This is a genomic window from Plantibacter auratus (genome assembly GCF_050587365.1).
Classification (GTDB): Bacteria; Actinomycetota; Actinomycetes; order Actinomycetales; family Microbacteriaceae; genus Plantibacter; species Plantibacter auratus.
In genome coordinates this window covers 433,502-457,688 of sequence record NZ_JBOBFV010000001.1, presented here as the reverse complement: position 1 = coordinate 457,688, position 24,187 = coordinate 433,502, and the positions used below count along the sequence as shown (strand labels likewise).

General features: G+C 69.0%; 22 protein-coding genes. 9 read left to right on the top strand and 13 right to left on the bottom strand.

Translation table 11 applies throughout. The annotated features are described in order from the left end of the window. Nucleotides 1-18: 18 nt before the first annotated feature. From ACQ3HE_RS02120 to ACQ3HE_RS02100, 5 genes are all read left to right on the top strand, one after another. Entirely contained in the window at nucleotides 19-1,173 is a 1,155-nt protein-coding gene (locus ACQ3HE_RS02120) for a tyramine oxidase subunit B (protein ID WP_430891103.1), read from the top strand. 93 nt (nucleotides 1,174-1,266) lie between these two features. Next, complete coding sequence (locus ACQ3HE_RS02115; RefSeq protein ID WP_430891101.1) at nucleotides 1,267-2,526, top strand: ammonium transporter; 1,260 nt, start codon at nucleotides 1,267-1,269, stop codon at nucleotides 2,524-2,526. Next, on the top strand, nucleotides 2,523-3,677 hold the full coding sequence (locus tag ACQ3HE_RS02110; RefSeq protein ID WP_430891099.1) for an FAD-dependent oxidoreductase: 1,155 nt from the start codon (nucleotides 2,523-2,525) through the stop codon (nucleotides 3,675-3,677). The genes ACQ3HE_RS02115 and ACQ3HE_RS02110 overlap by 4 nt, the downstream gene beginning before the upstream one ends. Beyond that, nucleotides 3,674-4,906 (top strand): allantoate amidohydrolase, encoded by a 1,233-nt coding sequence (locus ACQ3HE_RS02105; protein WP_430891097.1) that lies wholly within the window; start codon nucleotides 3,674-3,676, stop codon nucleotides 4,904-4,906. Before ACQ3HE_RS02110 ends, ACQ3HE_RS02105 begins: the two co-directional genes overlap by 4 nt. Before the next feature lie 62 nt (nucleotides 4,907-4,968). Beyond that, nucleotides 4,969-5,652 (top strand): HAD family hydrolase, encoded by a 684-nt coding sequence (locus tag ACQ3HE_RS02100; protein WP_430891095.1) that lies wholly within the window; start codon nucleotides 4,969-4,971, stop codon nucleotides 5,650-5,652. Between the two features lie 61 nt (nucleotides 5,653-5,713). Here ACQ3HE_RS02100 and ACQ3HE_RS02095 read toward each other — a convergent pair whose 3' ends face one another. From ACQ3HE_RS02095 to ACQ3HE_RS02080, 4 genes are all read right to left on the bottom strand, one after another. Next, a complete protein-coding gene (locus ACQ3HE_RS02095) occupies nucleotides 5,714-6,388 on the bottom strand; it encodes a DUF6766 family protein (protein ID WP_430891093.1) in 675 nt (224 codons plus the stop codon). A 155-nt stretch (nucleotides 6,389-6,543) separates the two neighbouring features. Continuing rightward, complete coding sequence (locus tag ACQ3HE_RS02090; protein ID WP_430891091.1) at nucleotides 6,544-7,032, bottom strand: DUF4396 domain-containing protein; 489 nt, start codon at nucleotides 7,030-7,032, stop codon at nucleotides 6,544-6,546. A 93-nt stretch (nucleotides 7,033-7,125) separates the two neighbouring features. Further along, nucleotides 7,126-8,022: an esterase/lipase family protein gene (locus tag ACQ3HE_RS02085; protein WP_430891089.1), complete on the bottom strand. Its 897-nt coding sequence runs from the start codon at nucleotides 8,020-8,022 to the stop codon at nucleotides 7,126-7,128. A gap of 26 nt (nucleotides 8,023-8,048) precedes the next feature. Then, a complete protein-coding gene (locus ACQ3HE_RS02080) occupies nucleotides 8,049-9,254 on the bottom strand; it encodes an ROK family protein (protein WP_430891087.1) in 1,206 nt (401 codons plus the stop codon). A gap of 226 nt (nucleotides 9,255-9,480) precedes the next feature. On the opposite strand from ACQ3HE_RS02080, the gene ACQ3HE_RS02075 reads away from it, so the two are divergent. The 4 genes from ACQ3HE_RS02075 to ACQ3HE_RS02060 all read left to right on the top strand — a co-directional run bounded on the left by ACQ3HE_RS02075 (nucleotide 9,481) and on the right by ACQ3HE_RS02060 (nucleotide 14,354). Continuing rightward, a complete protein-coding gene (locus tag ACQ3HE_RS02075) occupies nucleotides 9,481-10,779 on the top strand; it encodes an ABC transporter substrate-binding protein (RefSeq protein ID WP_191941039.1) in 1,299 nt (432 codons plus the stop codon). Further along, a complete protein-coding gene (locus tag ACQ3HE_RS02070; RefSeq protein WP_079002413.1) occupies nucleotides 10,776-11,687 on the top strand; it encodes a carbohydrate ABC transporter permease in 912 nt (303 codons plus the stop codon). Before ACQ3HE_RS02075 ends, ACQ3HE_RS02070 begins: the two co-directional genes overlap by 4 nt. Continuing rightward, nucleotides 11,687-12,580 carry a carbohydrate ABC transporter permease gene (locus ACQ3HE_RS02065; RefSeq protein ID WP_085510777.1) on the top strand — a complete coding sequence of 298 codons (894 nt, stop codon included), beginning with the start codon at nucleotides 11,687-11,689 and terminating at the stop codon, nucleotides 12,578-12,580. Before ACQ3HE_RS02070 ends, ACQ3HE_RS02065 begins: the two co-directional genes overlap by 1 nt. Nucleotides 12,581-12,641: 61 nt before the next feature. Continuing rightward, a complete protein-coding gene (locus ACQ3HE_RS02060; protein WP_430891085.1) occupies nucleotides 12,642-14,354 on the top strand; it encodes a glycoside hydrolase family 13 protein in 1,713 nt (570 codons plus the stop codon). A 30-nt stretch (nucleotides 14,355-14,384) separates the two neighbouring features. On the opposite strand, the gene ACQ3HE_RS02055 is transcribed toward ACQ3HE_RS02060, so the two are convergent. The 9 genes from ACQ3HE_RS02055 to ACQ3HE_RS02015 form a co-directional block, all read right to left on the bottom strand. Further along, nucleotides 14,385-15,275, bottom strand: coding sequence for a siderophore-interacting protein (locus ACQ3HE_RS02055; protein ID WP_430891083.1), 891 nt, complete (start codon nucleotides 15,273-15,275; stop codon nucleotides 14,385-14,387). Next, a complete protein-coding gene (locus ACQ3HE_RS02050) occupies nucleotides 15,272-17,086 on the bottom strand; it encodes an ABC transporter ATP-binding protein (protein WP_430891081.1) in 1,815 nt (604 codons plus the stop codon). Before ACQ3HE_RS02050 ends, ACQ3HE_RS02055 begins: the two co-directional genes overlap by 4 nt. Beyond that, nucleotides 17,079-18,731, bottom strand: coding sequence for an ABC transporter transmembrane domain-containing protein (locus ACQ3HE_RS02045; protein WP_430891079.1), 1,653 nt, complete (start codon nucleotides 18,729-18,731; stop codon nucleotides 17,079-17,081). Before ACQ3HE_RS02045 ends, ACQ3HE_RS02050 begins: the two co-directional genes overlap by 8 nt. Beyond that, nucleotides 18,728-19,516 (bottom strand): ABC transporter ATP-binding protein, encoded by a 789-nt coding sequence (locus ACQ3HE_RS02040; RefSeq protein WP_085510797.1) that lies wholly within the window; start codon nucleotides 19,514-19,516, stop codon nucleotides 18,728-18,730. Before ACQ3HE_RS02040 ends, ACQ3HE_RS02045 begins: the two co-directional genes overlap by 4 nt. Before the next feature lie 11 nt (nucleotides 19,517-19,527). Beyond that, on the bottom strand, nucleotides 19,528-20,574 hold the full coding sequence (locus ACQ3HE_RS02035; RefSeq protein ID WP_430891077.1) for a FecCD family ABC transporter permease: 1,047 nt from the start codon (nucleotides 20,572-20,574) through the stop codon (nucleotides 19,528-19,530). Continuing rightward, on the bottom strand, nucleotides 20,571-21,608 hold the full coding sequence (locus tag ACQ3HE_RS02030; RefSeq protein ID WP_430891909.1) for a FecCD family ABC transporter permease: 1,038 nt from the start codon (nucleotides 21,606-21,608) through the stop codon (nucleotides 20,571-20,573). The genes ACQ3HE_RS02035 and ACQ3HE_RS02030 overlap by 4 nt, the downstream gene beginning before the upstream one ends. Before the next feature lie 68 nt (nucleotides 21,609-21,676). Next, the gene (locus ACQ3HE_RS02025) at nucleotides 21,677-22,738 is read right to left on the bottom strand and encodes an ABC transporter substrate-binding protein (RefSeq protein ID WP_430891075.1); all 1,062 of its coding nucleotides are present in this window, start codon (nucleotides 22,736-22,738) and stop codon (nucleotides 21,677-21,679) included. Between the two features lie 162 nt (nucleotides 22,739-22,900). Next, on the bottom strand, nucleotides 22,901-23,743 hold the full coding sequence (locus ACQ3HE_RS02020) for a helix-turn-helix transcriptional regulator (RefSeq protein WP_137241745.1): 843 nt from the start codon (nucleotides 23,741-23,743) through the stop codon (nucleotides 22,901-22,903). Further along, nucleotides 23,740-24,120, bottom strand: coding sequence for a hypothetical protein (locus tag ACQ3HE_RS02015; protein WP_137241744.1), 381 nt, complete (start codon nucleotides 24,118-24,120; stop codon nucleotides 23,740-23,742). Before ACQ3HE_RS02015 ends, ACQ3HE_RS02020 begins: the two co-directional genes overlap by 4 nt. Nucleotides 24,121-24,187 lie beyond the last annotated feature (67 nt).

Sequence of the window (24,187 nt, the reverse complement as noted above, 5' to 3'; positions counted from 1 at the left end):
CGACCTGGAGGACCACCCGTGACCGCAGACGCTTCCCCGAACACCCGGATCGACATGCTCTACCTGAGCGAACCGGAAGTCATCGCCGCCGGCATGAAGGACATGGCCCACTGCATGGAGGTCATGGAGGAGGTGTTGGTGCTCGTCGCGAAGGGTGACTACCGGATGGCCGGCCCGACCGCCAACTCGCACGGAGCACCGATCGGGTTCCCCGCCACCTCACCGTTCCCCGGCATGCCGCTGGACGCCGCCGACCGTCGGTTCATGGCGATGCCCGCCTACCTCGGCGGGCGCTTCGACACCGCCGGTGTCAAGTGGTACGGGTCGAACGTCGACAACCGCGAGCGAGGCCTCCCGCGCTCCATCCACCTCATCGTGCTCAACGACAAGGACACCGGCGCGCCCTACGCGATCATGTCCGGCAACCTCGAGAGCGCCTACCGCACCGCTGCCGTGCCGGGAGCCGCCGCGAAGCTCCTGGCACCGGTGGACGCGAAGTCGCTCGGCATCATCGGGCCCGGCGCCATGAACAAGAGCGCCCTGCACGCCATGACCACCGCCCGCCCCTCGCTCGACACCATCCGCATCCACGGGCGCCGACGGTCGACGTCCGAGGCGTTCGCCGACTACGTCCGCGAGCACTACCCGCAGTTCACGACGATCGACATCGCCGAGACGGTCGAGGCCGCCGTGCGTGACTCGGACATCGTCTCCGAGGCCGTCACCGGGCTGGTCGGCTCGGAGAACTACCCGTTCATCGACGGTGACTGGATCAAGCCGGGCGCCTTCCTGAGCCTGCCCGCGAACCTGCGCATGGACAAGGAGTACACCCTCTCCGGGAAGGCGCGCCTCATCGCGGACGCGAAGAAGATCTACGAGGCGTGGGCCGAGGAGTACCCTGCGCCGTCGCACGAGACCGCGTTCGGGATGATCGGCCTCTACTGGCAGGACCTCATCGGGACCGGCGAGCTCGACGAGTCCCGCGTGGTCAACATCGGAGACGTCTTCGACGGGAACGCCGTCGGGCGCGAGTTCCCCGAGCAGCCGGTGCTCTTCAGCGTCGGAGGGATGGGCGTCGAGGACGTCGCGTGGGCGAAGACGATCTACGAGAACGCCGTCGAGCAGGGGATCGGCACGAAGCTCAACCTCTGGGAAGCCCCAGACCTGGCCTGAGCGCCGACCGGTACCGAGCACCGACACCTGTTCCACCCGAACCCGACGCCGTGGCCGCCCGGCCGCTGTGCACCTCGAACGATGGAGTGATTTGTGGACGCTGGAAACGTCGCCTGGATCCTGACGAGCTCGGCGCTCGTCGCCCTCATGATCCCGGCCCTGGCTCTGTTCTACGGCGGGATGGTCTCGTCCCGCCGCATCCTCAACATGATGATCATGTGCTTCGGCGGGGCCAGCCTCGTCGCGTTGCTCTGGGTGGCCTTCGGGTACTCGCTCGTCTTCGGTGACTCCGTCGGCGGGCTCGGACTCATCGGGAACCCGTTCGAGTTCGCGGGGCTCGACCAGGCACTCGTCGACCACCCCGATGCCGGCATCCCGCTCGCACTCTTCGCGGCGTTCCAACTGCTGTTCGCCGGGGTGACGACGGCGCTCGTCGCCGGTGCCGCCGCCGGTCGCATGAAGTACGGCGCGTGGTTGTTGTTCGCCGGGCTCTGGGCGACGCTCGTGTACTTCCCGGTCGCGCACTGGGTGTTCGCCTTCTCCAACGACACGGCGACCGGTGGATGGATCGCGAACACCCTCGGTGCCGTCGACTTCGCCGGCGGGACGGCCGTGCACATGAACGCCGGCGTCGCGGCGCTCGCACTGGCCCTGGTGCTCGGTAAGAGCAAGGACTGGGGTGGCAAGCTCCGTCCGCACAACCGCCCGCTCGTCCTCGTCGGCGCCGGGTTGCTCTGGATCGGTTGGTACGGCTTCAACGCCGGCTCGGCGCTCGCAGCCGGTACTGCGGCGAGCGTCGTGTTCCTCAACACCACCGTCGCCGCCTGTGCCGGGCTCATCGGCTGGTCCATCGTCGACCGGCTCCGCCACGGAGCGGTCACGAGCCTCGGCAGCGCATCAGGGATCATCGCCGCCCTCGTGGCGATCACCCCCGCCTGCGGTGCCGTCTCGCCCATCGGTGCCATCATCATCGGGGCCATCGCGGGCGTCGTCTGCTGCCTCGCCATCGAGTGGAAGTTCCGGCTCGGGTTCGACGACTCCCTCGACGTCGTCGGGGTCCACCTCGTCGGCGGCATCATCGGGACGCTCCTCATCGGGGTGTTCGCGACGGATGCGGCACCGAACGGGCGCTCCGGCCTGCTCTACGGCGGCGGATTCGAACTGCTCGGCGTGCAGACGATCGCGACCGTCGCGGTCCTCGCCTACTCGTTCATCGTCACCTGGGTGATCGCGAAGGTGATCCAGATGACCATCGGTCTGCGGATCCCCGAGGAGCACGAGGTCGCCGGGATCGACGAGCACGCCCACGCCGAGCGCGCCTATGAGGACGAAGACCTGGAAGCACACGCATGACGAGTGTCATCGTCATCGGAGCCGGGCTCGCAGGTGCTGCGGCGGCCTGGCGCCTCGCCCAGGCCGGGCACGACGTCACCGTCCTCGAGCGGAGTCGCCCGGCCAACGAGTGGGGATCGTCCCACGGATCGGCCCGGATCTTCCGCTACGCCTACCCGGAGGCGTCCTACACACGTCTCGTCCTCGCGGCGGCATCAGGGTGGGACGAGCTCGGCCTGGAACACGGGCGTCCACTGATCACGCAGACGGGGGCGCTCGACTTCGGGACGACCCGTCGGCCGGAGCACCTCGCGTCAATGCTGGCCGAGCACGGCATCGATCACGAGCTGCTGTCGCGAGACGAAGCCAGAGCCCGTTGGGACATCGGCTTCGACACGCCCACCCTGTGGCATCCGGGAGCCGGCGTGATCGACGCGGAACAGGCGGTGATGGCGATGCTCGAATCCGCCGTCCGCGCCGGGGCCACGGTCCTGAACGATCAGCCGGTCGAGCGGGTCGAATGGACTGCCACCGGGTACCGGGTGCTCGGGTATGGGGGGAGCGCGTTCGATGCGGAGCAGGTGGTGGTCGCAGCCGGGGGCTGGCTTCCGGACCTGCTCGGCGACCTCGCGCTGCCGGGCGGGTTCCTCGACGCGTTCCCGGCCCTTGAGGTCCGACAGGAGCAGGCATACCACTTCCCGTATCGGGACCGACTCGGCGTCGCTGCGGAAGACCCGGCGCGACCTGGATCCGTGTGGCCCACCTTCATCCACAAGTCCGAGCGGATGCAGGTCTACGGGCTCCCCGGTGGGCGCGACGCCGAGTGGCGTGGTCAGAAGGTCGCCGAGTACAACGGTGGCAGGCGCATCCCCTCGGCCGCCGGTCATGACGGCGTCGTCGACGACGCGAACCGCCGACGGGTCGTCGCCTACGTCCGCGAGTTCCTCCCGAGCCTCGTCCCGGAACCGTACGCCGAGACGACCTGCCTGTTCACGAACACCCCGACGGAGGACTTCGTCATCGACCGGGTCGACGGGATCACGGTCCTGGCGCCCTGCTCCGGCCACGGTGCCAAGTTCGCCCCGCTCATCGGCGAATACGCCCTCGCGCTGATCGAGGGCCGAGACGTTGTGCCAGCGATGTTCCGGCCGAGCCTGGCAGCGGTCCGGTGACCCGCGACACCGTGGTCTCGCTCCTAGACGAGATCGCGGGGATCGGTCGGGATCAGCGTCGGGGAGGCTACTCGAGGCCTGTCTATTCCGCGGCTGAACTCGAGCTGCGGGAGTGGTTCGTCGGTCAGGCCGAGCGCCGTGGCCTTGACGTGGACATCGACGGGAACGGGGTCATCCGTGCCTGGTGGCATGCGCCATCACGTTCGACGGCGGGTGCGGTGGTCACCGGGAGCCATCTCGACTCGGTGCCGGGCGGTGGCGCCTACGACGGACCTCTCGGGATCGCATCGGCGCTGGTCGCTATCGATCACCTGCGCTCGCGTGGCGTCGAGCCGACCAAGCCGATCGTCGTCGCCGTCTTCCCCGAGGAGGAAGGCTCGCGCTTCGGCGTCGCATGCCTCGGCTCGCGGCTCCTCACCGGTGCGATCAGTCCGGAGCGGGCGCTGGCCCTGCGCGACGTGGAGGGCGACACGTTCGCCGAGGTCCTCGCACGCAATGGTGTCGATCCGCGGGGTGTGGGGCCCGATCCGGCGGGGCTCGGAGCGATCGGCGCGTTCGTCGAGCTCCACGTCGAGCAGGGTCGGGCACTGGTCGACCTCGATCGCCCGGTCGCGATCGGCTCGAGCATCCTCGGGCATGGACGGTGGCGGGTGTCGATCCGCGGTGAGGGGAACCATGCGGGGACGACCCTCATGCAGGATCGACGGGACCCGCTCGTCGCGGCTGCGCGGATGATCACCGAGATCCGCACGATCGGACGGGCCACGCCGGACGCTCGGGCGACCGTCGGCCGGGTGCTTCCGTTGCCGGGAGGCACGAACGTGATCGCGTCGAGCGTGGACTTCTGGATCGACGTCCGTCATCCTGACGACGTCGTGACCGCCGCGATCGTGGCGGGGATCACCGAACGCTTGTCGCTCGTCGCAGCGGAGGAGGGATGCGAGGCCGCGATCACCGAGGAGTCGTTCAGCGCCACGACCGACTTCGACCCGTTCCTCCGCGGGCGCCTCGAAACGATGATGCCGGACGCGCCCGTGCTCGGTACCGGCGCGGGGCACGATGCCGGAGTGCTCGCGTCGCACGTGCCGACCGCGATGCTCTTCGTCCGGAACCCGACCGGCGTCTCCCATTCACCGGAGGAGTACGCCGAGGACGCCGATGCGGAGGCCGGTGCCGTGGCACTCGCGGATGTTCTGCAGGGACTGGCGGTCGGCGTCGGGACCACCTGAGCAGGAGCCACCGGCCTCGTCGGATCCGACCGCTGTCGGCCGATCGTGTGAGACTCGACCTCGTGCGCGAGAACGGATCCACGAGCATCGACGCGGTGTGCTGGGACTGGAATGGCACGCTCCTCGACGACGTCGAAGTGGCGCTCGCCGCGATGAACACTGTCCTCCGGCAGCGCGGTCTTGCCGAGATGTCCGACCAGGAGGCGTATCGGGCGGTGTTCGGCTTCCCCATCCGGGCCTTCTACGCCCGGCTCGGTGTCGATGCAGCCGACTTCCCGGAGGCGGCCGACGAATACCTCGCGCTGTTCGCGGCCGGTGTGGGATCGGCGTCGCTCCAACCGCAGGCCCGCGCGACCCTTGCGGCGATCGACGTGCTCGGCATCGAGCAGGTCCTCATCTCGGCGACCCCGGAGGCCACCCTCGAGCGTCAGCTGGCTCCCCACTCGCTGCATGGTCATTTCGCTCAGGTCCACGGCATCACCGATGTCTATGCGGCGTCGAAGGAGCATGTCGTGACCGCGTGGCTGGAGGACTCGGGCCATGATCCCCGGCGCGTGTTGATGGTCGGCGACACCAATCACGACGAGGAGATCGCCGAAGCACTCCACGTGCGGTTCCTGCGATTCGACGGTGGTCACCAGGACGCGCCCTCGCATAGACGTCACCCGGTCATCAGCAGCCTCGGTCAGGTCGTCGGCAGTCTCACCCCCTCGCCGGAGACACCGCGCGACCTCCGCCGACGATGATGCAGGCGGGCCGCCGCTGCGGACAGCGCGGCTGACGATCACCGGCTGATCGGGCACGCGCTTACTCGTTCTCGACGGAGGCGGTGTGATGTGGTGTCCCGACGGGTTTCGACTCGGACGATCCTCGCTGGCGCAGGTAGATCGAGAAGGCGACCATGCAGCCCACCGCGAGGAACTCCGACTGCCAGTTCTGCAGCGTCCGGTTCCAGAAATCGGCCGACAACACGTATCCGATGACGGCCACTGCCGGCTGACCGTGCTCAGCCTGTTCGGCGTTGTAGACGACGGTGCCGGCGACGGCCTGCGCTGACCAGGACAACACGAAGATGACACCCATCACGAGGAGGAGTGAGTTCGAGTACAGCCACAGACGCACGCCGCGCGCTCTCGCCCAGCGAGGTGAATCGGGGCGCGCATGTTCTCCGACGAGTTGGTCCTCGTCGCTCCCGAGACCCTCGTCGCCGAGCTTCTTGGACTCCGGAGACCCCTGTTGCACGAACCAGACCGTCGCGAGGATGAAGAGGAAGAACTGGAGGAACTCCGACTGCCAGTTCTCGGCCACGTCGACGACGAACGCCGACGAGGTGATGAAGTGCAGGTAGTCCACGGTCGCCTGACCGTGCGCGAGCTGGTCTTCGTTGTACGCGACGAGACCGGCGATCGACTGCCCGAACAGGGCGAGGATGAAGATCAGCCCGAAGAACAGGCTCAGACTGTGACGGCGGACGGCTGACATCACGTCACCTCCCCATGAGCGGGATCAGGAACATGTACAGCAGGCCAGCCACGATCACGACCAGCCACGAGATGAAGACGACTCGCATGGCAACGATCGTACTGCGCCCTCCGATCACGACGACTCGGCCCGGCTGTCCGGCTTCCCGGACTGGTTCAGCGGTGGAGTCCGTGGACGACGGCGTGCCCCTTGCCGCGGCCGATCAGCCAACGGTTGACCGGTGTGGTGACGATGAAGGCCAGGGCGAGAGCGGCGACGAGGGAGCCCCAGAAGAGGCCGCTGGTGAGGCCGGCTTCCATCGCTCCGGGGATGGCGAGCATCGCGGTGTTGTCGATGATCTCCATGACCGCGATCGACACGGTGTCCGCGGCCAGCGCGACACCGATGGCGGCGCGCCAGGACAGGCCCGCGCGGAGCACGCCGCGCATCGTGAGCGCGTAGCCGAAGACGAAGGCCAGTGCGATCGAGAGCACCACGGTCCCGAGATTGTGCAGTCCGAGGCCGGTGCCGATCACCATGCCCAGCACTTCGCCGATGGCACATCCGGTGAGGCAGTGGAGGGTGGCGGTGGCGGCCATCCGCCAGGAGGTCGCATTGTCGGCTGCTGGGCCGTGGTGGTGGTGGTGGTGGGTCTGGTCGCTCATGAGCACTCCTCCGGTTCGTCCAAGAGGTCGAACGATACCCCTCGGGGGTATATTCCGGAGTGCTGGTCCGCTCACACGGGCATCGACGCCGACTCAGGACGTGAGCGCCTCGTCGACCACGGCGAAGACCTCGGGATCCCAGGTGAGCGCGCGCTCCCACGGGAGGTCGAAGGCGTCGGCGAAGAAGATGCTGTGGACGTCGTCCTCGAAGGAACGGCGGACCACGCGGGGGAGCACGTCGACCGGGACGTCAGCGGCTCGGGCGCTTCGCAGGGCCACCAGGCCGTCGTGTGGCCACAGCTGTCGCGGCTCGGCTGCCGTGTGGAAGTGACCCGCCCCGACTGCGGTGACGGCGACGCGATCGAGGAAGCCGGCCTGTGTCGTGTTCCACTCGCGCAGGAACCGGCGTGAGACCTCGTCGGCAGCGCCCTGAGAGTTCTCGGCGGCATAGCCGCTCGACCGCTCGAGGATCGTCGCGGTCCCCTCATCGCCGTGGGCGTCGTGGACCGAGACCTCGCCGGTGAGCACGTCGCCGAGGAGCGATCCCTCCCATGGGGTGCCGAGGGTGACGAGCCGGCCGATCGATGGGCCGGAGCCGCGCAGTTCGCGGATCGCGGCACGAGAGAAGAGACCGCCCATGGAGTGTGCGACGAGGTCGACGCTCGCGAAGCCGTGTTCGTCGGACAACCACCGCAGGAACGCGGCCAGGCTCGTCCCGCCTGCGTCGATCCCACCGACGGCGTTGACGGTCACCTCGGCGGGCAGCACGATCGGGACGTCGGCGAACCCCTGCCAACCCGTGTCCTCGTGCACATCCCCGGCACCGATGCGTGCCGGTGCGGTGAAGACCGGGATATCCCGCCCGAGCAGGTGCGCTCTCAGTGCGGTGAGGGTGTTTCCGGCGGCCAGACCGGAGCCTGCGGCATGGTCCGGACCCGTGAACGGGGTCACGGCGGCACCCCCTGACACGAGGACGATCGCATCGGCCATGGTGCTCCTTCCGGCTGGCTACGACGTCAGCGTACTGGTCGGGCGAGGTCGATCCGCAGTGCGTTGCGACGCACGTCGTCGATCGCGGTCGCGACCGCGCCCTGCGCCACCATGTCGGCACCGAGTTCCGACGCGACGAGCAAGGGAGGTTCCGCGCTCATGTAGCCGGGGATGCGCTCCGACGCGACCTCGAGCAGCTGCGACATCGACGGAGCGATCCCGCCGGCGAACACGATGCGCTCGACGTCGAGCAACCCGCCCAGGATGGCGCTCATCCGCGCGATGCGATCACCCATCCGGCGCACCAGGTCGAGCGCGACCGTGTCGCCCTGGTCCGCCGCAGCGAGGACCGACTGCGCATCCACCTGCGCGACCGGTATGCGGCTGAGCGGGCTGCTCTCCGGGAGCCCGCCGCTCTCGCGGTACTCGCGACCCCAGTCGCGCAGGAGCGCGGCGATGCCTCGCGACGAACCGACGCCGTCGACGAGGTCGAGGAGGTGCAGCTCGCCCGCCCGGCCGCGACCGCGGACGAGACGACCGTCGACGACGTATCCGGCGCCCAGCCGCTCACCGGTGACGACCGTGATGTAGGAGTCCACACCGACACCGGCGCCGATCGCTCCCTCGGCGACGGCGGCGAGGTTGGCGTCGTTGTCGGTGACGACCGCGCAGCCGTGGTCGCGGATGCGCTCACCGAGCCGAGGGTTCATGCGGTCCCAGAAGACGTTGCCCTCGGGTGACCGTCCGAGTGCGTCGATGGGGGCCGGGACGCCGAGCACGATGCAGAGCGGCGGCCTCGGTCCGCACTGCCGCACAACCTCGTCGATCGCCGCGTCGACGGCTTCGACCCGTGCCTCAGCGGTGGCCGCCGGATCGACGGTGCGGTGCGACCTCGCGAGTTCCCGACCGCGCAGGTCTGCAGCGATGGCGGTGATGGAGTGGGCTCCGGCGTCGACACCGACGACGATCCCGGCGTCGATGCGCAGCTCGTAGCGACGGGCGGGGCGACCTTTCCGATAGGCGGCACCGGCCTGACGTGCGTCGTCGAGCTCCGTCAGCCAACCCAGTCCGATGAGTTCGTCGGAGAGCGTGATCGCCGTCGATCGTGACAACCCGGTGGCGGTGATGACGTCGGCCGCGGTGAACGCGGACGTCGCCCAGGCGTGATCGAGGACGGCGGTGATGCTGGAGGAGCGCGGCTCCGGTGCCCGCTCCGTCGTCGTCGCTTCCATAACCGACAACGATATCCACGATCCGCAGGCCGCGCGCGGATGCCGAGCCGGGGAGGCACTGCACCGCGCGCTGAACCGTGAACGATCACGGTGTCCGACCCATGGATGTCGTGATGGAACCGGTGCTTGACCAGACGTCGAACGGATGGCAGAGTTTCCGTCATCAGTTGATTTACTCTCTGTATTTAGTCAGCGGATCCATCGATGGAGCCGCGGAAGGACAATGATGTCGAACCCACTGAAACGCGCGATACGCGCCACGGCCGGAGTGGCGGGGGTGGCGCTCCTGGCCAGCGTCCTCGTCGGTTGCTCGAGTGATGGCCGCGAGACCATCCACTTCACGTTCAGCAAGCGTGAAGCGTTCACCTTCATGAACCAGGCCGTCGCGGACTACAACGCCTCGCAGCAGCAGTACGAGGTCGTCATGGACACCTCGGGGCCCGACCCGCTCGCGGCCAGCTTCGTCCGAGGCAACCCGCCGGACCTCATGCTCTCGAACTACAACCATGAGGTGTCGCGCTTCGTCGAACGGTGCGCGCTCTCCGACCTGTCCGACACGACAGCGGCGGCGTCCATCCGCGACGACCTCCAGCCGCTGCTCGACCAGTACGGCGTCTGCGAGGGACGCACGAGCGCGCTGCCCTACTCGGTGATGGCCGCGTCCGTCATCTACAACAAGACGATCTTCGCCGAGTACGGCCTCGAGGTGCCGACGACCTGGAGTGAACTCATCGCCGTCTCCGACACGCTGAAAGCGGCCGGCGTGGCGCCGTTCTACGCGACCTTCGCCGATGCCTGGACCGCCAACCAGGGCTGGTTCGACTACTCGGTCGGTGGCGCCGTCGACATCCCGGACTTCTACGACCGGCTCGCGGAGGAAGGCACCGAGGTGGGACCGGATGCTCCGGTCTCCTTCGAGAAGGACTTCCTGGAGCCCATCGAGAAGATGCAGCTGCTCGCCAAGGAGTACACGCAGGCTGATGCGCCGAGTCGCACCTACGACGCCGGCAACGTCGCCTTCGCCGAGGGCAAGGGCGCCATGTACCTGCAGGGCCCGTGGGCGTTCAGCCAGATCGCACTCACCGCACCGGACCTCGACCTCGGGACCTTCCCGCTGCCGATGACCGAAGACCCGAAGGACCTCAAGGTCCGGGTGAACCTCGACCTCGTCACCATCATCCCCGAGGAGGCGAAGAACCCCGAGGGTGCCCGCGACTTCCTCGAGTACCTCTTCCAGCCGGAGGTCATCCAGGCCTACAACGAGTCCCAGCTCGGATTCGTCCCGACGGACGACGGCAAGGCTCCCGACGACCCGCGCGTCGCGGGCATGATCCCGTACTACGACGCCGGCGCGTTCTACCAGGGGCCGGGCGTGCTCAACCCCCGCGCCATCCCGACCGAGAACTACGCGCAGTCGCTGGTCCTCGGCACCAACGCGGCGTCGATGCTCCGCACCATGGACGCGGACTGGGCACGACTCGCGTTCCGACAGCCGCCCGTCACGAGCAAGGAGGGTTCCGAATGAGCGCCACCACATCGATCGTGACCGGGGGCAACCCGAAGGTCCGACGCAGCACCAAACGGGTCGAACCGATCTACTACTTCTTCCTGTTCCCAGCCGTCATCCTGTTCACACTCGCGATCACGCTCCCCGGCGTCGTCGGCATCTTCTTCAGCTTCACCGACTCCATCGGGATCGGCGACTGGGAGTTCATCGGCTTCACGAACTACATCGCCGCGTTCAGCGACCCGGCCATCCTCACGAGCTTCCTCTTCACCTTCGGGTTCTCGCTCGTGACGGTCATCGCGGTGAACGTCATCGCGTTCCTGCTCGCGGTCGGCCTGACCGCGAAGATCCGCTTCAAGATGGGACTTCGCGGGATCTTCGTCATCCCGATGGTCATCTCGGGCATCATCATCGCCTACGTGTTCCAGTTCCTCTTCATGAACTCGGTGCCGGCCGCCGGCTCGGCGCTCGGGATCCCGTTCCTCGAGACGAGCATCCTCTCCAACCCGGACCTCGCCTGGCTCGGCATCGTGATCGTGACGGCCTGGCAGTCGATCCCGGGCACGCTGCTCATCTACATCGCAGGCCTCCTCGCGGTCCCCGGTGACGTCTACGAGGCGGCGTCGCTCGACGGCGCGAACAAGCGCCAGCAGCTGCTGCGGATCACCCTGCCGCTGGTCATGGGATACGTCGTGATCAACGTGATCCTCGGCTTCAAGAACTACCTGAACGCCTACGACATCATCGTCGGCCTGACCAACGGTGGCCCGGGCACCTCCACGCGGAGCATCTCGATGACGATCATCCGCGGGTTCCAGACGGGTGACTACGCCTACCAGATGGCCACGGCCACCCTGTTCTTCATCATCACGATCATCATCGCCCTCGTGCAACTCTCGGCGACGCGCGGAAGGAACGCACTCTGATGGCCACGCCAACCGTGCTCAGCACCCAGTCCATCACCACGGCGAACGCCACCCCGAAGCAGCGGACCAGAGGAGAGCGGGTGAGCTGGTCGACGACGATCATCCTGCTGCTCTGCGCCGTGACCGTCCTGCTGCCGCTCTACGTGACGATCTCGATGGCGTTCAAGACCGACACCCAGTCGGTCGACGGCAACGCCTTCTCGCTCCCGGCGCCGTTCAGTATCGACGGCTTCGTCCAGGCCTGGACGCTCACGAAGTTCCCGGTCGGCTTCGCGATGTCGCTCCTCGTCACCGCAGGGACCGTGGTCGCGACCATCATCCTCGCCTCCTTCGCTGCGTACGCCATCGTGCGCAACTGGGATCGCCGACTGTTCCGCTTCTCGTTCTTCTACCTGCTCGCCGCGATGTTCATCCCGTTCCCGGTCGTCGCCCTGCCGCAGATCCAGCTGACCGGTCGTGTCGGACTCGACAACCCGTTCGGCGTGATCATCCTCGCCACGATGTTCCAGCTGAGCTTCAGCGTGCTGCTGTTCACGGCGTTCCTGCGATCGATCCCGATCGAACTCGAGGAGAGTGCGCGCATCGACGGTGCGAGCACCTGGCAGACGTTCTGGAGATTGATCTTCCCGCTCCTGGCTCCCATGAGCGCCACGGTCGGCATCTTCGCGTTCCTCTACGCCTGGAACGACTTCATGATGCCGTCGCTGATCATCTCGGACGCGGGACTCCAGACCCTCCCGGTGCGGCAGAACCTCTTCCAGACCCAGTTCAGCAGCAACTACAACGTCGCCTTCGCCTCGTACCTGATGGCGATGGCCCCCGCGATCATCGCCTACCTCTTCGCGCAGCGTTGGGTGATGTCGGGCGTCACCCAGGGTGCCGTCAAGGGGTGACCCGTCCGACCGACCGACACCGGATCCATCCACCACCAGAGAGACCGAGGACCACGCCGTCATGACCGACGCACTACTCGTCGACACCGACACCGACACCGACACCGAGTCCGCCGACGCCCGGCGGACGGCCGCCGCCACCTGGTGGCGTCAGGCCGCCGTGTACCAGATCTACCCGCGGAGCTTCGCCGACGCGGACGGGGACGGTCTCGGCGACCTGCCGGGCATCCGCTCCCGGGTCGACTATCTCGCCGGCCTCGGGATCGACGCGATCTGGCTCAGTCCGTTCTATCCCTCGGCGCTGGCCGACGGCGGGTACGACGTCGCGGACTACCGCGACGTCGACCCGCGGCTCGGCACGCTGGAGGACTTCGACGAGCTGATCGCCGCACTGCACGAGCGCGGTATCCGGGTCATCGTCGACATCGTGCCGAACCACACCTCGGATCTGCACGAGTGGTTCAAGGAGGCGCTCGCCGCCGGCCGAGGGTCGACGGCTCGCGACCGGTACGTCTTCCGCGAGGGGAAGGGGGCATCGGGGGAGGAACCGCCCACCGACTGGGAGTCGGTCTTCGGTGGCCCCGCCTGGGAGCGGGTCGCGGACGGCCAGTGGTATTTCCACAACTTCGCCACCGAACAGCCGGACCTCAACTGGGACCACCCAGAGGTCCGCGCCGACTTCCTGAAGACCCTGCGGTTCTGGTCGGATCGGGGCGTGGACGGCTTCCGGATCGACGTCGCGCACATGCTCACGAAGGACCTCACCGAGCCGCTGCCGAGTCGTGCTGAACTGGAGCAGATGCCGCAGGACGGCACCCACCCGCTGCTCGACCGCGACGACGTGCACGAGGTGTACGCCGAGTGGAGGCGGGTGTTCGAGGAGTACGACCCGCCGCGCACCGCCGTCGCCGAAGCGTGGGTGAGTTCGCCCGAGCGTCGGGCGAAGTACGCATCGGCGGAGGGGCTCGGCCAGGCCTTCAACTTCGACCTACTCGAGGCGGACTTCGACGCCGCCGAGTTCCGCACGGTCATCACCGACAACCTGGCACAGGCGGCGGAGACGGGGTCGTCGACGACGTGGGTGCTGTCCAACCACGATGTGACCCGTCACGCCACGCGGTACGGACTCCCACCTCTGGCCGGGCGACCGGTGAAGCAGGGCACCGAGTGGGTCGCGGCGGGTGGTCCCGAGGCCGACATCGATCGCGACCAGGGGCTCAGACGCGCCAGAGCGGCGACGCTCCTGCTCCTCGGGCTTCCCGGCAGCACCTACCTCTACCAGGGCGAGGAGCTCGGCCTGCAGGAGGTCGCCGCGATCACGGCGGAGCAGCGCCAGGACCCCGCGTTCTTCCGGGGCGGCGAGTACGACGGGCTGGGTCGCGACGGCTGCCGCGTGCCGCTGCCGTGGTCTGCGGACCAACCGGCCTTCGGCTTCGGAGGTGCGGTCGCGCACCTGCCGCAACCGGCCTGGTTCGCCGAGTACGCGGTCGACGTGGAGGCTTCGGATCCGACCTCGACGCTCTCGCTCTACCGCGAGGCGCTCCGACTGCGGAGGCTGCTCCAGACGGCGGAGCACCTCGAGTGGGTCGAGACGGGGCGGACGGACGTCATCCGATTCGTGCGGCCGAACGGTTGGCAGGTCCTGACCAACTTCGGCACTGAGCCGTTCCCGCTCGAGGCGGAGCACGATGCCGTCGTCCTGGGCGCCCTTCAAGCCGGCGCGGTTCCGGGGGAGTCCACCGTGTGGATCGCACCGGTCGGCCTCCTGGGGTGATGGCGCGCGTGGGCACTCACCCCACCGCGGTCAGAGGCCGAGGCGGTCGAGCTGCTCCTCGAACCGGATCTGCACATCCTCCGGCTCAGCGTCCTCCTCGGTCGTCCAGATCGCGTCGAGCTCCTGTTGGACGGACGCCGGGAGGGCGGCGAACTTCTCGTCCCACGCGGTGATCGGCGTCCAGTACCCGACGACCTTGAAGCGGGTTGCGGGTAGCCCGAGCTCCTTGCGCAGATACTTGCGCACGTCGCGGAGGGCCACCGTCTCACCCGCCACCCAGATGTAGCCCTGATCGAGCGGGAGGCGCTCGTCCACGACACTCCGGACGAGTCGGCCCAGCGCACTCGGGCCGTGTCCGTTGCCGCCCACCACCCAGGTGACCGTCACGTCGTCGTTCGTTTCGACCGCGATCCGATCCTGCTCGCTCGGCACCTCGAGCACCACGCGGGTCCGCAGTCCGGGCGGACTCTGTGCGACGATGCGCGTGACTGCGGGAAGACCGGTGAGGTCAGCGACGAGGACCTGCCAACCGAGGTCGGCGGGCGGCGCGTACAGGCCGGTGGGCGAGTTCAGGCCGAGCACGTGCCCGGGCTCGGCGCGGGCCGCCCACGGCCCCGCGACCCCGGCCTCGTGCACGACGAAGTCGATGTCGATCTCGACGGGGTCCTGCCGCACGGCGCTGATCGTGTAGGTCCGCATCGGTGCCTGTGGTGAGCCCTCCGGCGTCTCCCACCAGTCACCTGACGGTACCGGGAGCGAGACGTACGTCGGGTCGGCACCGTGGGGGAAGAAGACGCGGACGTACTCATCACCGGTGCCGGTGCTGACGAAGTCCTCGACGCCCGGACCGCCGAGGGTGATGCGGATCAGGTTCGGACTCAGGGGTGTCGCTGCGGTCACGATGCCGCGGTGGATCTTCATGGCGTCTCGGCCTCTCGGGTCGGTTCGGTGTGCTGGGTCGGATGCGGGCTGTGCGCGAGCCAGGACTCGCGGTAGGGGCCGGCGGAGGCGAAGAGGTCCGCGTGCGTGCCGTGCTGGACGATCCGACCGTCCGCGAAGACCGCGATCCGGTCGGCGGTGGCGGCCTGCTCCAACCGGTGCGCGATGAGCAGCGCGGTGCGGTCCGTCCGGAGGACGGCGATCGCCGCTTCGACGGCGTCGCGATGGTGCAGCCCGACGTCGGCTGTCGCCTCGTCGAGGATCACGATCGCCGGGTCCGCGAGGAACGCCCGAGCGACCGCGAGTTGCTGGATCCGCCCCTCGTCGAGCGGCACGGGCGACGGCCTCGACCCGGTCGGGTCCGCCGCCGGGTCGTCCTGCAACGCGGTGACTGCCCACTCGGCCCCGACGGCACGGAGCGCCGAGACCATCTCGTCCCGGCTGGCGTCCGGCGCGCCGAGCCTGAGGTTGTCGGCGATCGAGCCACGGAAGTGGTGGAGCTCCTGCGACAGGTAGAACGGGGTGTGGCCGACGAGCACCCGCCCCGACGTCGGGGGATGGTGCCCGGCGACGACCCGCGCCAGGGTGCTCTTGCCCGAGCCGGACGTGCCGACGAGCGCCGTGGTCGTTCCGGGCGGTACGTCGATGGTGACCTCGGTGATCCCGCGGTCCGTGGTCGGATAGCGGAAGGTCAGATCGTGCACTCGGATCGCCGGCGGTGCGGCGACACCGTCTGCGGCATCGTCGACGGGCGAGCGTGAATCCGTCATTGTGGACGACGAAGCCGCCGCGAGGTCGATGACCCCGACGAGCCGAGCCAGCCCGACCGTGGCCCGCTGGATGTCGTCGAGCCCGAAGATGAGCCGGCCGACCGGATCGAACAGCCGGTGGAACAGGAGCGCGGCGGTGGTCACGAACCCGACGGTGATCGTGCCCTGCAGGTTGAGGAGGAAGCCGGTCGCCAGGATCGCCGACAGCCCGACGAGCTCACCCGAGTTGATCCATCGGAACAAACGGTTCGCGACGCGCACACCCTTGATCTGCGCGTCGATGGAGGCGGCCGCGCGTTCCCGGACGCGTTCAAGCGCGTGGTCCGTCCCGGTGAACGCGGCGAGCGTCTCCGCGCCGTCGACCGCGTCCAGCACGGCCTGACTGCGTGATGCCTCGCGGATCCGGACCGTGCGGAACACCACGCGGGATCGCCGGAGGAACGCACGGGTCCCGAGGACGTAGCACGGCGCCGAGGCGAGACCGGCGAGCGCGAGCCACGGGTCGACGGCTGCCAGGGCGACGGCCGACACCCCGATCGCGAACCCGGCGGAGAGCAGTGTCGGGGCGACGTTCCCGCCGGCCTCCGCGACCGCGTCGACGTCGCCGGTGACCCGGGACAGGAGATCGGCACGCTCGCCGTCGTCGACGGTGCTCACCGGGAGCCGCATGGCCGAGGCGAACACGTCCTCGCGCAGTTCGGCGAGCAGGTCCTGCACCAGCCCCGTGAGCACGCGAGTCGCCCACAGCGTCAACGCGACGGCCCCGACAGCGCCGACGGCGGCTGCGGCCACCCAGCCTGAGACGACGCTCAGCCCGGCATCGGAAGCGACGGCGTCCACGATCCGCCCGAGACACGCGGGCATCACGACACCCAGTGCGGCGGCTGCGAGGAAGAGGACCACCACGGCGGCGGTCCGTCCGCGGTGTCGTCGGAGGAGGGCACCGACGACGGTTCGGACGCGGGAGCCGTCGGCGACGGGGAGCATCTCGGCGGTGGTGGGCTCCGTGGCGGGATCAGTCATGGCGGGTCTCCGAACCGGGAGTGAGCTCGACGACCTTGTCGCAAGCGTTCAACAGGACCGGCGAGGTGGTGATGACGACGACGGTGCCGTCGTGCGCCGCGAGTGCTCGCGCGATGCGGGTCTCCGTGAGGACGTCGACGGCCGACGTCGGTTCGTCGAGGACGAGCACGTCCGCACCGGCATGGAGCGCCCTGGCGATGCCGACGCGCTGGCGCTGCCCGCCGGAGAGCCGTCTGCCCGCCTCACCGACCGGTGACGACCAGCCGCCGAGCTGCACGACCGCGTCGTCGAGCGCCGCCATGCCGACGAACACCGCATCCGGGTCGCCGGTCACGTCATGACCGCGGACCGCCTCCGCCAGGGTGCCGCTCATGATGCGCTGGCCGTGCGGTGGCGCGACCACACGACGGCGGTACGCCACCGGGTCGAGGTCCAGCTGGTCGACGAGTCTGCCGTCGACGGCGAGCGAGACGCTGCCGCGCTCGGCGGGGGTCCGCATGCCGAGCAGACGGGAGAGGGCGCGCGCCGTGTCGCTGTCGGGCGGCCGAACGCCGAGCAGTTCACCAGCACGGACGTCCACCGGTCGGTCCTGGTGTTCGGGGCGGAAGGACAGCACGACGTCGGTCGCAGGGCCGGAGTCGGACAGCTCGTCCGGCCGACCGCCCACTTGGAGCAGGTCGTCGGCGTCGACGACCGCGGCCAAGCGCTTGGCGGAGGCGAGCTTGTGGATCCAGTTGGACGGGAATGATCCCGCCTGTGCGAGGTATCCGCTGATGAACTGCGCGAGGCCGAGCACCGTCACGAGCTCGCCGATGCTGATCCGCCCCTCCGCGGCGAACCAGGCGGACAGGCCGACGAGTGCGGCCATGACGAATGCCGCCAGCGTGCCGCTCACGGCGTCGAAGAGGGCGAGGGACCGCCCGGCGGCCGTCGCTGCGCGTCGTGAGACGTCACTGGCGGCGTCATATCGCCGGACGGCTTCCGCACGCCCACCGATGCCCACGAGCACTCGGAACCCGCTCATGAAGTCGGCGGCCACCGCTCCGGCCTCGGTCGCCGCCCGTTGCTCGGCGAGGCCGCGGCGTTCCAACGGGCGTGACACGACGCGCATGACGAGCATCATCCCGATGGTCGACACGAACACCACGATCGTCGCCACCGGCGAGATCACCGACATCGCCAGCGCGGCTCCGATGATGGCCGCGATGGTCGCCGACTGCTGCGCGACCGACCAGGCGACGCCGGCCACCCGGTAGGTGTCGGACGTGACGACCGTCAGAGCCTCACCCGCCGAAAGGTTCTGTCGTGAGAGCTGCGGCCGAAGCATCCGGGAGAGTGTGAGGTGCCGGAGCGCCTGTTCGCCGTGCCCGTAGATCGACACCATGAGGCGCGACGCCGACTGATAGCTCACCGTCAGGACGAGGAAGGTCCCGACCAGGAGCCCGATCCAGACCCCGAGGGCGACCGGATCGGACGGCACCACCGCGCGGTCGATGGTCTCCCCGATGATCACGGGGATCGCCGCCTCCGAGAGGGCGTGCACGATGAGGAGGCCGGTCGCGGCGACGAGCATGGCGCCGCGACCGTCCGCTCCCAGCGCGATGCCGAAGAGGCGCCGCGGCGTGCTCGTCGTCGTCCCGCTCACCGGCTCCGCCGTCCGAGCGGGAGCACCAGCGGGGTACCGGAGACGGGGTCGGTGATGACCTGGCACGGCAGGTCGTACACGGCCTCCACGAGGTCGGCGGTGATGATCTCCTGCGGATCGCCCTGGGCGACGATCGCGCCGTCGCGCATCGCGACGAGATGGGTCGCGTAGCGGGCGGCGTGGTTGAGGTCGTGGAGGACCGCGACGAGGGTCGTGCCGCTGCGGTGCAGATCCGTGAACAGCTCCATCAGCTCGATCTGGTGCGCGATGTCGAGGAAGGTCGTCGGCTCGTCGAGCAGCAGGTGCTTCGTCTGCTGGGCGAGTGCCATCGCGACCCAGACGCGTTGCCGTTGACCGCCCGAGAGCTCGTCGACCAGCCGGCGGGACAGCTCCGTGACCCCGGTCGCGGCCATCGCCTCCGAGACAGCCGCTTCGTCGGCGCTGCTCCACGTCCGCATCGCGCTCTGGTGCGGGAACCTCCCACGCCCGACGAGGTCGGCGACGGTGATCCCGTCGGGGGCGATGGCGGATTGGGGAAGGAGTCCGAGTCGGCGAGCGGTGTCCTTCGGCTTCGACGCGCGGATGTCCGCCCCGTCGAGGAGGACGGCACCGGCGGTCGGGCGCAGCAGCCGTGCGAGTCCGCGGAGCAGGGTCGACTTGCCGCAGGCGTTCGGTCCGATGATGATGGTGAACGAGTCGTCCGGTACCTCGAGCGACAGCTCGGAGACGATCGGAGCATCGCCGTAGCCCAAGGTGAGGTCGCGGGCGAGGAGCGACGTGGTCATGGGAGTTCCTTTCACGTGCGGCGCACGAACTGGGCGGCCAGCAGGCAGGTCAGGTAGATGCCACCGACCGAGAGCGTCACCACACCGACCGGGACCGCGAGCAGCTGCGCGACGGCGTCGGAGACGACGACCAGGGCGGCTCCGGTGAGCATCACCGGCGCGAGGCCCATCGGGGTGTTCGAGCGGGTGAGCCGTTGAGCGATCTGCGGGGCGGCCAAGGCGATGAACGAGATCGGGCCGGCGGCGGCGGTGACGAGCGCCACGAGGGCCACGCCGACCACCATGGCGATCAGCCGGGTTCGCCCAGGACGCACCCCGAGGGCCATGGCGGCGTCGTCGCCCATTTCGAGCACGGGGAGCGATCGTCGGAGTGGCCGTGCCAGCAGGGCGAACACGACGAAGGCCGTGGCGGCGGGGAGCAGCTGGTCGAAGCCGAGCGAGGCGAGGGATCCGGCACCCCAGGTGGCCGCCATCATCGCCTGCTCGACGCTGACGGAGATGAGGATCCAGGAGGTGAGTGAACCGAAGCCGGCCGAGACGCCGATGCCGACGATGATCAGCCGGAAGGACGACATGGTGTGGCGGTTCGCGAGGACGGCGACGAGCAGGGCGGTCAGCAGACCGCCGACGAGTGCCCCGGCGGCTTTGAACAGGTAGGTGTTGAGCCCGAGGACGAGCATCGTCAGCGTGACACCGAACTGCGCGCCGACACCGAACCCGATGATGTCCGGTGAGCCGAGCGGGTTGCGGGTGAGCGACTGGAAGATGCCCCCGGCGAGCGCGAGCGCCGCTCCGCAGAGCACCGCGAACAGCACCCGCGGCAGTCGCCACTCGGTCACGACCTGGCGGACGTCCGGGTCGGACGCGGGGTCGACGATCGCCCGGATGACCGCGTCGAAGCCGATCTCGTACGCACCGATCGTCATCGCGAACAGCCCTGCTCCGATGATCACCACGACGAGTCCGAGGCACACGAGGACGGACCGCACGGGTACGAGCGTCGCGATGTGCGCGGTCTCCACGCGGATCAGCCGTCGTCCATGGTCGATGACGCTCACAGTCCGCTCACCCGCTTCCGACGCACCAGCATGATCAGGATGGGAGCGCCGAGGAGCGCCGTGACGATCCCCACCCGGAGCTCTCCGGACGGCAACACGATCCGGCCGAGGACGTCTGCGAGCAGCAGGAACGCGGGGCCGATCACCATCGAGTACGTCAGCACCCAGCGCTGGTCGGGGCCCGTGAACCACCGCACGACATGGGGGATCATGAGTCCCACGAAGGCGATGGGACCGGCGGCTGCGACGCCCGTGCCGGCCAGGAGGGTGACGGCGACGACGACCCACACCCGGGTGCTGCGCACTCGCGCACCGAGCGCCTGGGCCAGCTCGTCTCCCAGGGTCAGGGCATTCAGCGACCGGGCGCAGAGCAGACCGATCACGAGGCCCGCGACGATCAGCGGAGCAGCCCACGTGAGCTGGTCGAGGGTGCGGCCTCCGATGGATCCCACGCTCCAGAAGCGCATGACCTGGAGGGTGCCTTCGTCCCGCAGCACGATTGCAGTGGTGAAACCGGTGCAGGCGGCACCGAGGGCGACCCCCGCGAGGGTCAGTTTCATCGGGGTCGCGCCCGAGGCCCCGACGGATCCGAGCGTGTAGACGATCACCGTGAGGATGAACGCACCCGCCAGGGCGAACGGGACGTAGGTGCCGGGAGTCGTCAGCCCCAGGACACCGACCGCGAAGGTCACGGCGAACGACGCGCCGGCGTTCACCCCGAGGATGGCCGGGTCGGCGAGCGGGTTGCGGGTGAAGGCCTGGATGAGCCCGCCGCAGACGGCGAGCGCCGCACCGACCAGGATGCCGAGCAGCGTCCGTGGGACGCGCAGCTCCATGACCATGAGGTGCAGGGGGTTCGCGTCGTCGTAGGCGGCGAGCGCACGGACGACGGTCAGGGGATCGATGGCCCGATTGCCGATGGCGAGTGAGGCGACGGCTGCGGCGATCAGCACCACCGTGGCGACGAGGAGCCCGACGGCGAGGGTCCCGGTGCGGTGGGGCGAGACGTCTGCGCGTCCGGCCCCACCGGGCATCGGGACGTCCGCCGCCCCGCCCGCAGCAGGCGCTGCTGACGGGGCGGCGGTCCGGGAGATCTCCGACGTCACTTGCCGTCGATGGTCGGCTCGCCCTGCAGCGCCGCTGCGAGGTCGTCGACGTAGCCGGGCAGGACGTACTGCAGGGACAGGACGGTCGGCGCGCTGATCGCCGAGGCCTTGGCGGCGTCGGCGTAGATCACGTAGGACCCGGCGGCGATCGGCGACCAGCGCGACACCACGGCGTTCTCGACCGTGTACGTCCCTTCCGCGGCACTTCCACCCCACGCGGCGAACAGGTCGGCGTCCACGTCGTAGAGCTGCTCGAGGCTGACTCCGGTGTACCAGTTGTCGCCCTCGGCGCTCGCGAGGAAGCTGTCCATCGCCGACGTCGAGGTGAAGCCGAGCGCTTCGGTGATGCGGACCCGCGGGTCGTACTCGAGGTAGACGCCGAGGTCCGTCCCGCCCTCGTTCAGGGTGAGGCCCCAGACGAAGCTCTTGTCGTCGAACTCGGGGTGTGCGTCGGCGAGGGAGCTGATGAGGTCCTCGGTCTCGCCGATGAGCTCCTCGGCCTTGGCCTCCTCCGACATCGCCTTCCCGACGGTGCGGGTCATGCCCTCCCAGGTGCCCGGGTTCCAGGGTCCCTCGATGTACGGGACGGTCGGGGCGATCTCGGTGAGCCGCTCGTATTCGATGTCGGTGACACCGGAGTAGAGGCTGAGGATCAGGTCGGGCTTCAACGACTTGATCGCCTCGTAGTTCGGGCCGTCGTCCGTGAAGGGGATGATCTCGGGCATCTCGCCGTACGCCTCGGAGACGTAGTCCTCGAACCAGGGCTGGTAGCCGCTCTCACCGGCTCCCCAGACCTCTTCGATGCCGACGGGGTTGGTGCCGAGGGCGGCGACGATGTCGGGCGTCATCCACCCGAGAGCCACGATCCGTTCCGGCTTCTCCGGGATGACGGTCTCACCGTGGGCGTGTTCGATGACGACGCCGTCGGTCGATGCCGTCGTCGATCCGGTGTCGCCGGTGGCGGCGGAACATCCGGCGAGGGCGAGAGCGGTGGCGATGACGGCGGCGAGGAGGGTGGATCCTCGGCGGGCGTTCGGGCGCGCGAAAGCGTGCGGCATGGGGCTCCTTTGAAGAGGGGGGAGTGGGATCACCGCTGGCGATCCAGAAGTTAGGTAAGCATGCCCTAACAGAACGATCGTAGGGCGCTTCCGCGCGCGACAGTGTCGAGTATCCGACGAGTTCTGTCGCCGATCCGACACGACGATGCGTGCCTGGGTGGATCAGCGCCAGTAGAGCTGATGGGCGGGGTCCGCCTGCACCCGTTCCACGTACTCCCGCGGGGTCATACCGAACCGCGCTCGGAAGCTCGCGGAGAAGGCACTCGAGGACGCGTACCCGCACCGGTGCGCCGCCGCCCCGATCGGCATGCCGTCGATGATCAGCCGCGCCGCGAGCGTCATCCGGACACCCGTCCGCCACCGGGCGAAGCTCATCCCGGTGTCGTGCTGGAAGATCCGTAGCACGGTGCGCTCGTGGAGGCCATGCACGTCGAACAGCTCGCGCGCGCCCCGGAGGTCACCCGGGTCGGCGAGGATCGCACGGACGAGCGGACGGACACGATCGTCGGACGGCATCGGGATCTCGCCCCAGCCGTCCGCCGTCTCCGGCGCGGGCTGCTGCAGCATCTCGATGAGGACCGCCTGCGCACGGACCCGGAGGTCGGTCGGCATGTCGTTGATCCCGAGGTGGAGCAACATCTCCTGCACCGCACGCGGGACCAGGACCTGGGTGACGGTCTCGACGGGCGCGATCAGCGAGCTGGCGGGGAGGTAGGTGTAGCACCCGGTGGAGTCGCGCTCGTGGTGCGCGGTGTGCGGCGTGTGTGCTGGGATCCAGACGCCCTGACCCGGTGCGAGGCGCCACATCGCGTTCGGGAGATGCACCCACACGGTGCCGCGGTAGCACCAGGCGAGCATGGCGTCCGGATGACGGTGCGGTGGCGAGAGCGGTCGACTCCCGGTGTCCTCGTCGGTGACGACGCCGGTGCCCATCAGATACGGTTCGGCGACGGACGACGGATGCTCGGGGCTCGCGTCCCAGTCGACCTGGCTGTACGGGCTCAACGAGCGCTCGTGCCCGCGTCGCCGATCAGCGGGAGGCCGTCGTCGTCGAAGCGGACGCCTTTCGCGGCCAGCCGGCGTTCCGCCTCGTGGTGGACGACGCCGCGCTTGCGCGGATCGGCTTCGAGGAGACGGAGCAGGAGCTCGTCGGTCGCGTTCGGGTGCAGCGCGATCTCGATGCGTGCACCCCAGAAGCGGTCCTTGAGGAAGAGCTCCAACGCCGCTGGGTCGGCTGCCGGGTTGTGCGCCGCAGCGGCGCGGATCGCCTGATTGGGGTCGTTCGCGAGGACGGAGAACTCCTCGAACGTGCTCGCCGATCGCGCAAGCTCGTAGCGACGTTCCTCGTCGGCGATCTGCTCCGGCGTCTTGCGTCTGGCCACGGTGGTCCCTTCGTCGCGTCGCCGTCAACCTACCTGGCTCGCACGATGTTCGACAACGGCGGCTTGC

Coding starts and splice junctions, on each gene's coding strand:
- ACQ3HE_RS02060 (WP_430891085.1), top strand. CDS start 12,642: ATGACCGACGCACTACTCGTCGACACCGACACCGACACCGACACCGAG.
- ACQ3HE_RS02110 (WP_430891099.1), top strand. CDS start 2,523: ATGACGAGTGTCATCGTCATCGGAGCCGGGCTCGCAGGTGCTGCGGCG.
- ACQ3HE_RS02095 (WP_430891093.1), bottom strand. CDS start 6,388: ATGTCAGCCGTCCGCCGTCACAGTCTGAGCCTGTTCTTCGGGCTGATC.
- ACQ3HE_RS02040 (WP_085510797.1), bottom strand. CDS start 19,516: ATGACCACGTCGCTCCTCGCCCGCGACCTCACCTTGGGCTACGGCGAT.
- ACQ3HE_RS02090 (WP_430891091.1), bottom strand. CDS start 7,032: ATGAGCGACCAGACCCACCACCACCACCACCACGGCCCAGCAGCCGAC.
- ACQ3HE_RS02050 (WP_430891081.1), bottom strand. CDS start 17,086: ATGACTGATCCCGCCACGGAGCCCACCACCGCCGAGATGCTCCCCGTC.
- ACQ3HE_RS02070 (WP_079002413.1), top strand. CDS start 10,776: ATGAGCGCCACCACATCGATCGTGACCGGGGGCAACCCGAAGGTCCGA.
- ACQ3HE_RS02080 (WP_430891087.1), bottom strand. CDS start 9,254: ATGGAAGCGACGACGACGGAGCGGGCACCGGAGCCGCGCTCCTCCAGC.
- ACQ3HE_RS02030 (WP_430891909.1), bottom strand. CDS start 21,608: ATGCCCGGTGGGGCCGGACGCGCAGACGTCTCGCCCCACCGCACCGGG.
- ACQ3HE_RS02065 (WP_085510777.1), top strand. CDS start 11,687: ATGGCCACGCCAACCGTGCTCAGCACCCAGTCCATCACCACGGCGAAC.
- ACQ3HE_RS02075 (WP_191941039.1), top strand. CDS start 9,481: ATGTCGAACCCACTGAAACGCGCGATACGCGCCACGGCCGGAGTGGCG.
- ACQ3HE_RS02055 (WP_430891083.1), bottom strand. CDS start 15,275: ATGAAGATCCACCGCGGCATCGTGACCGCAGCGACACCCCTGAGTCCG.
- ACQ3HE_RS02085 (WP_430891089.1), bottom strand. CDS start 8,022: ATGGCCGATGCGATCGTCCTCGTGTCAGGGGGTGCCGCCGTGACCCCG.
- ACQ3HE_RS02025 (WP_430891075.1), bottom strand. CDS start 22,738: ATGCCGCACGCTTTCGCGCGCCCGAACGCCCGCCGAGGATCCACCCTC.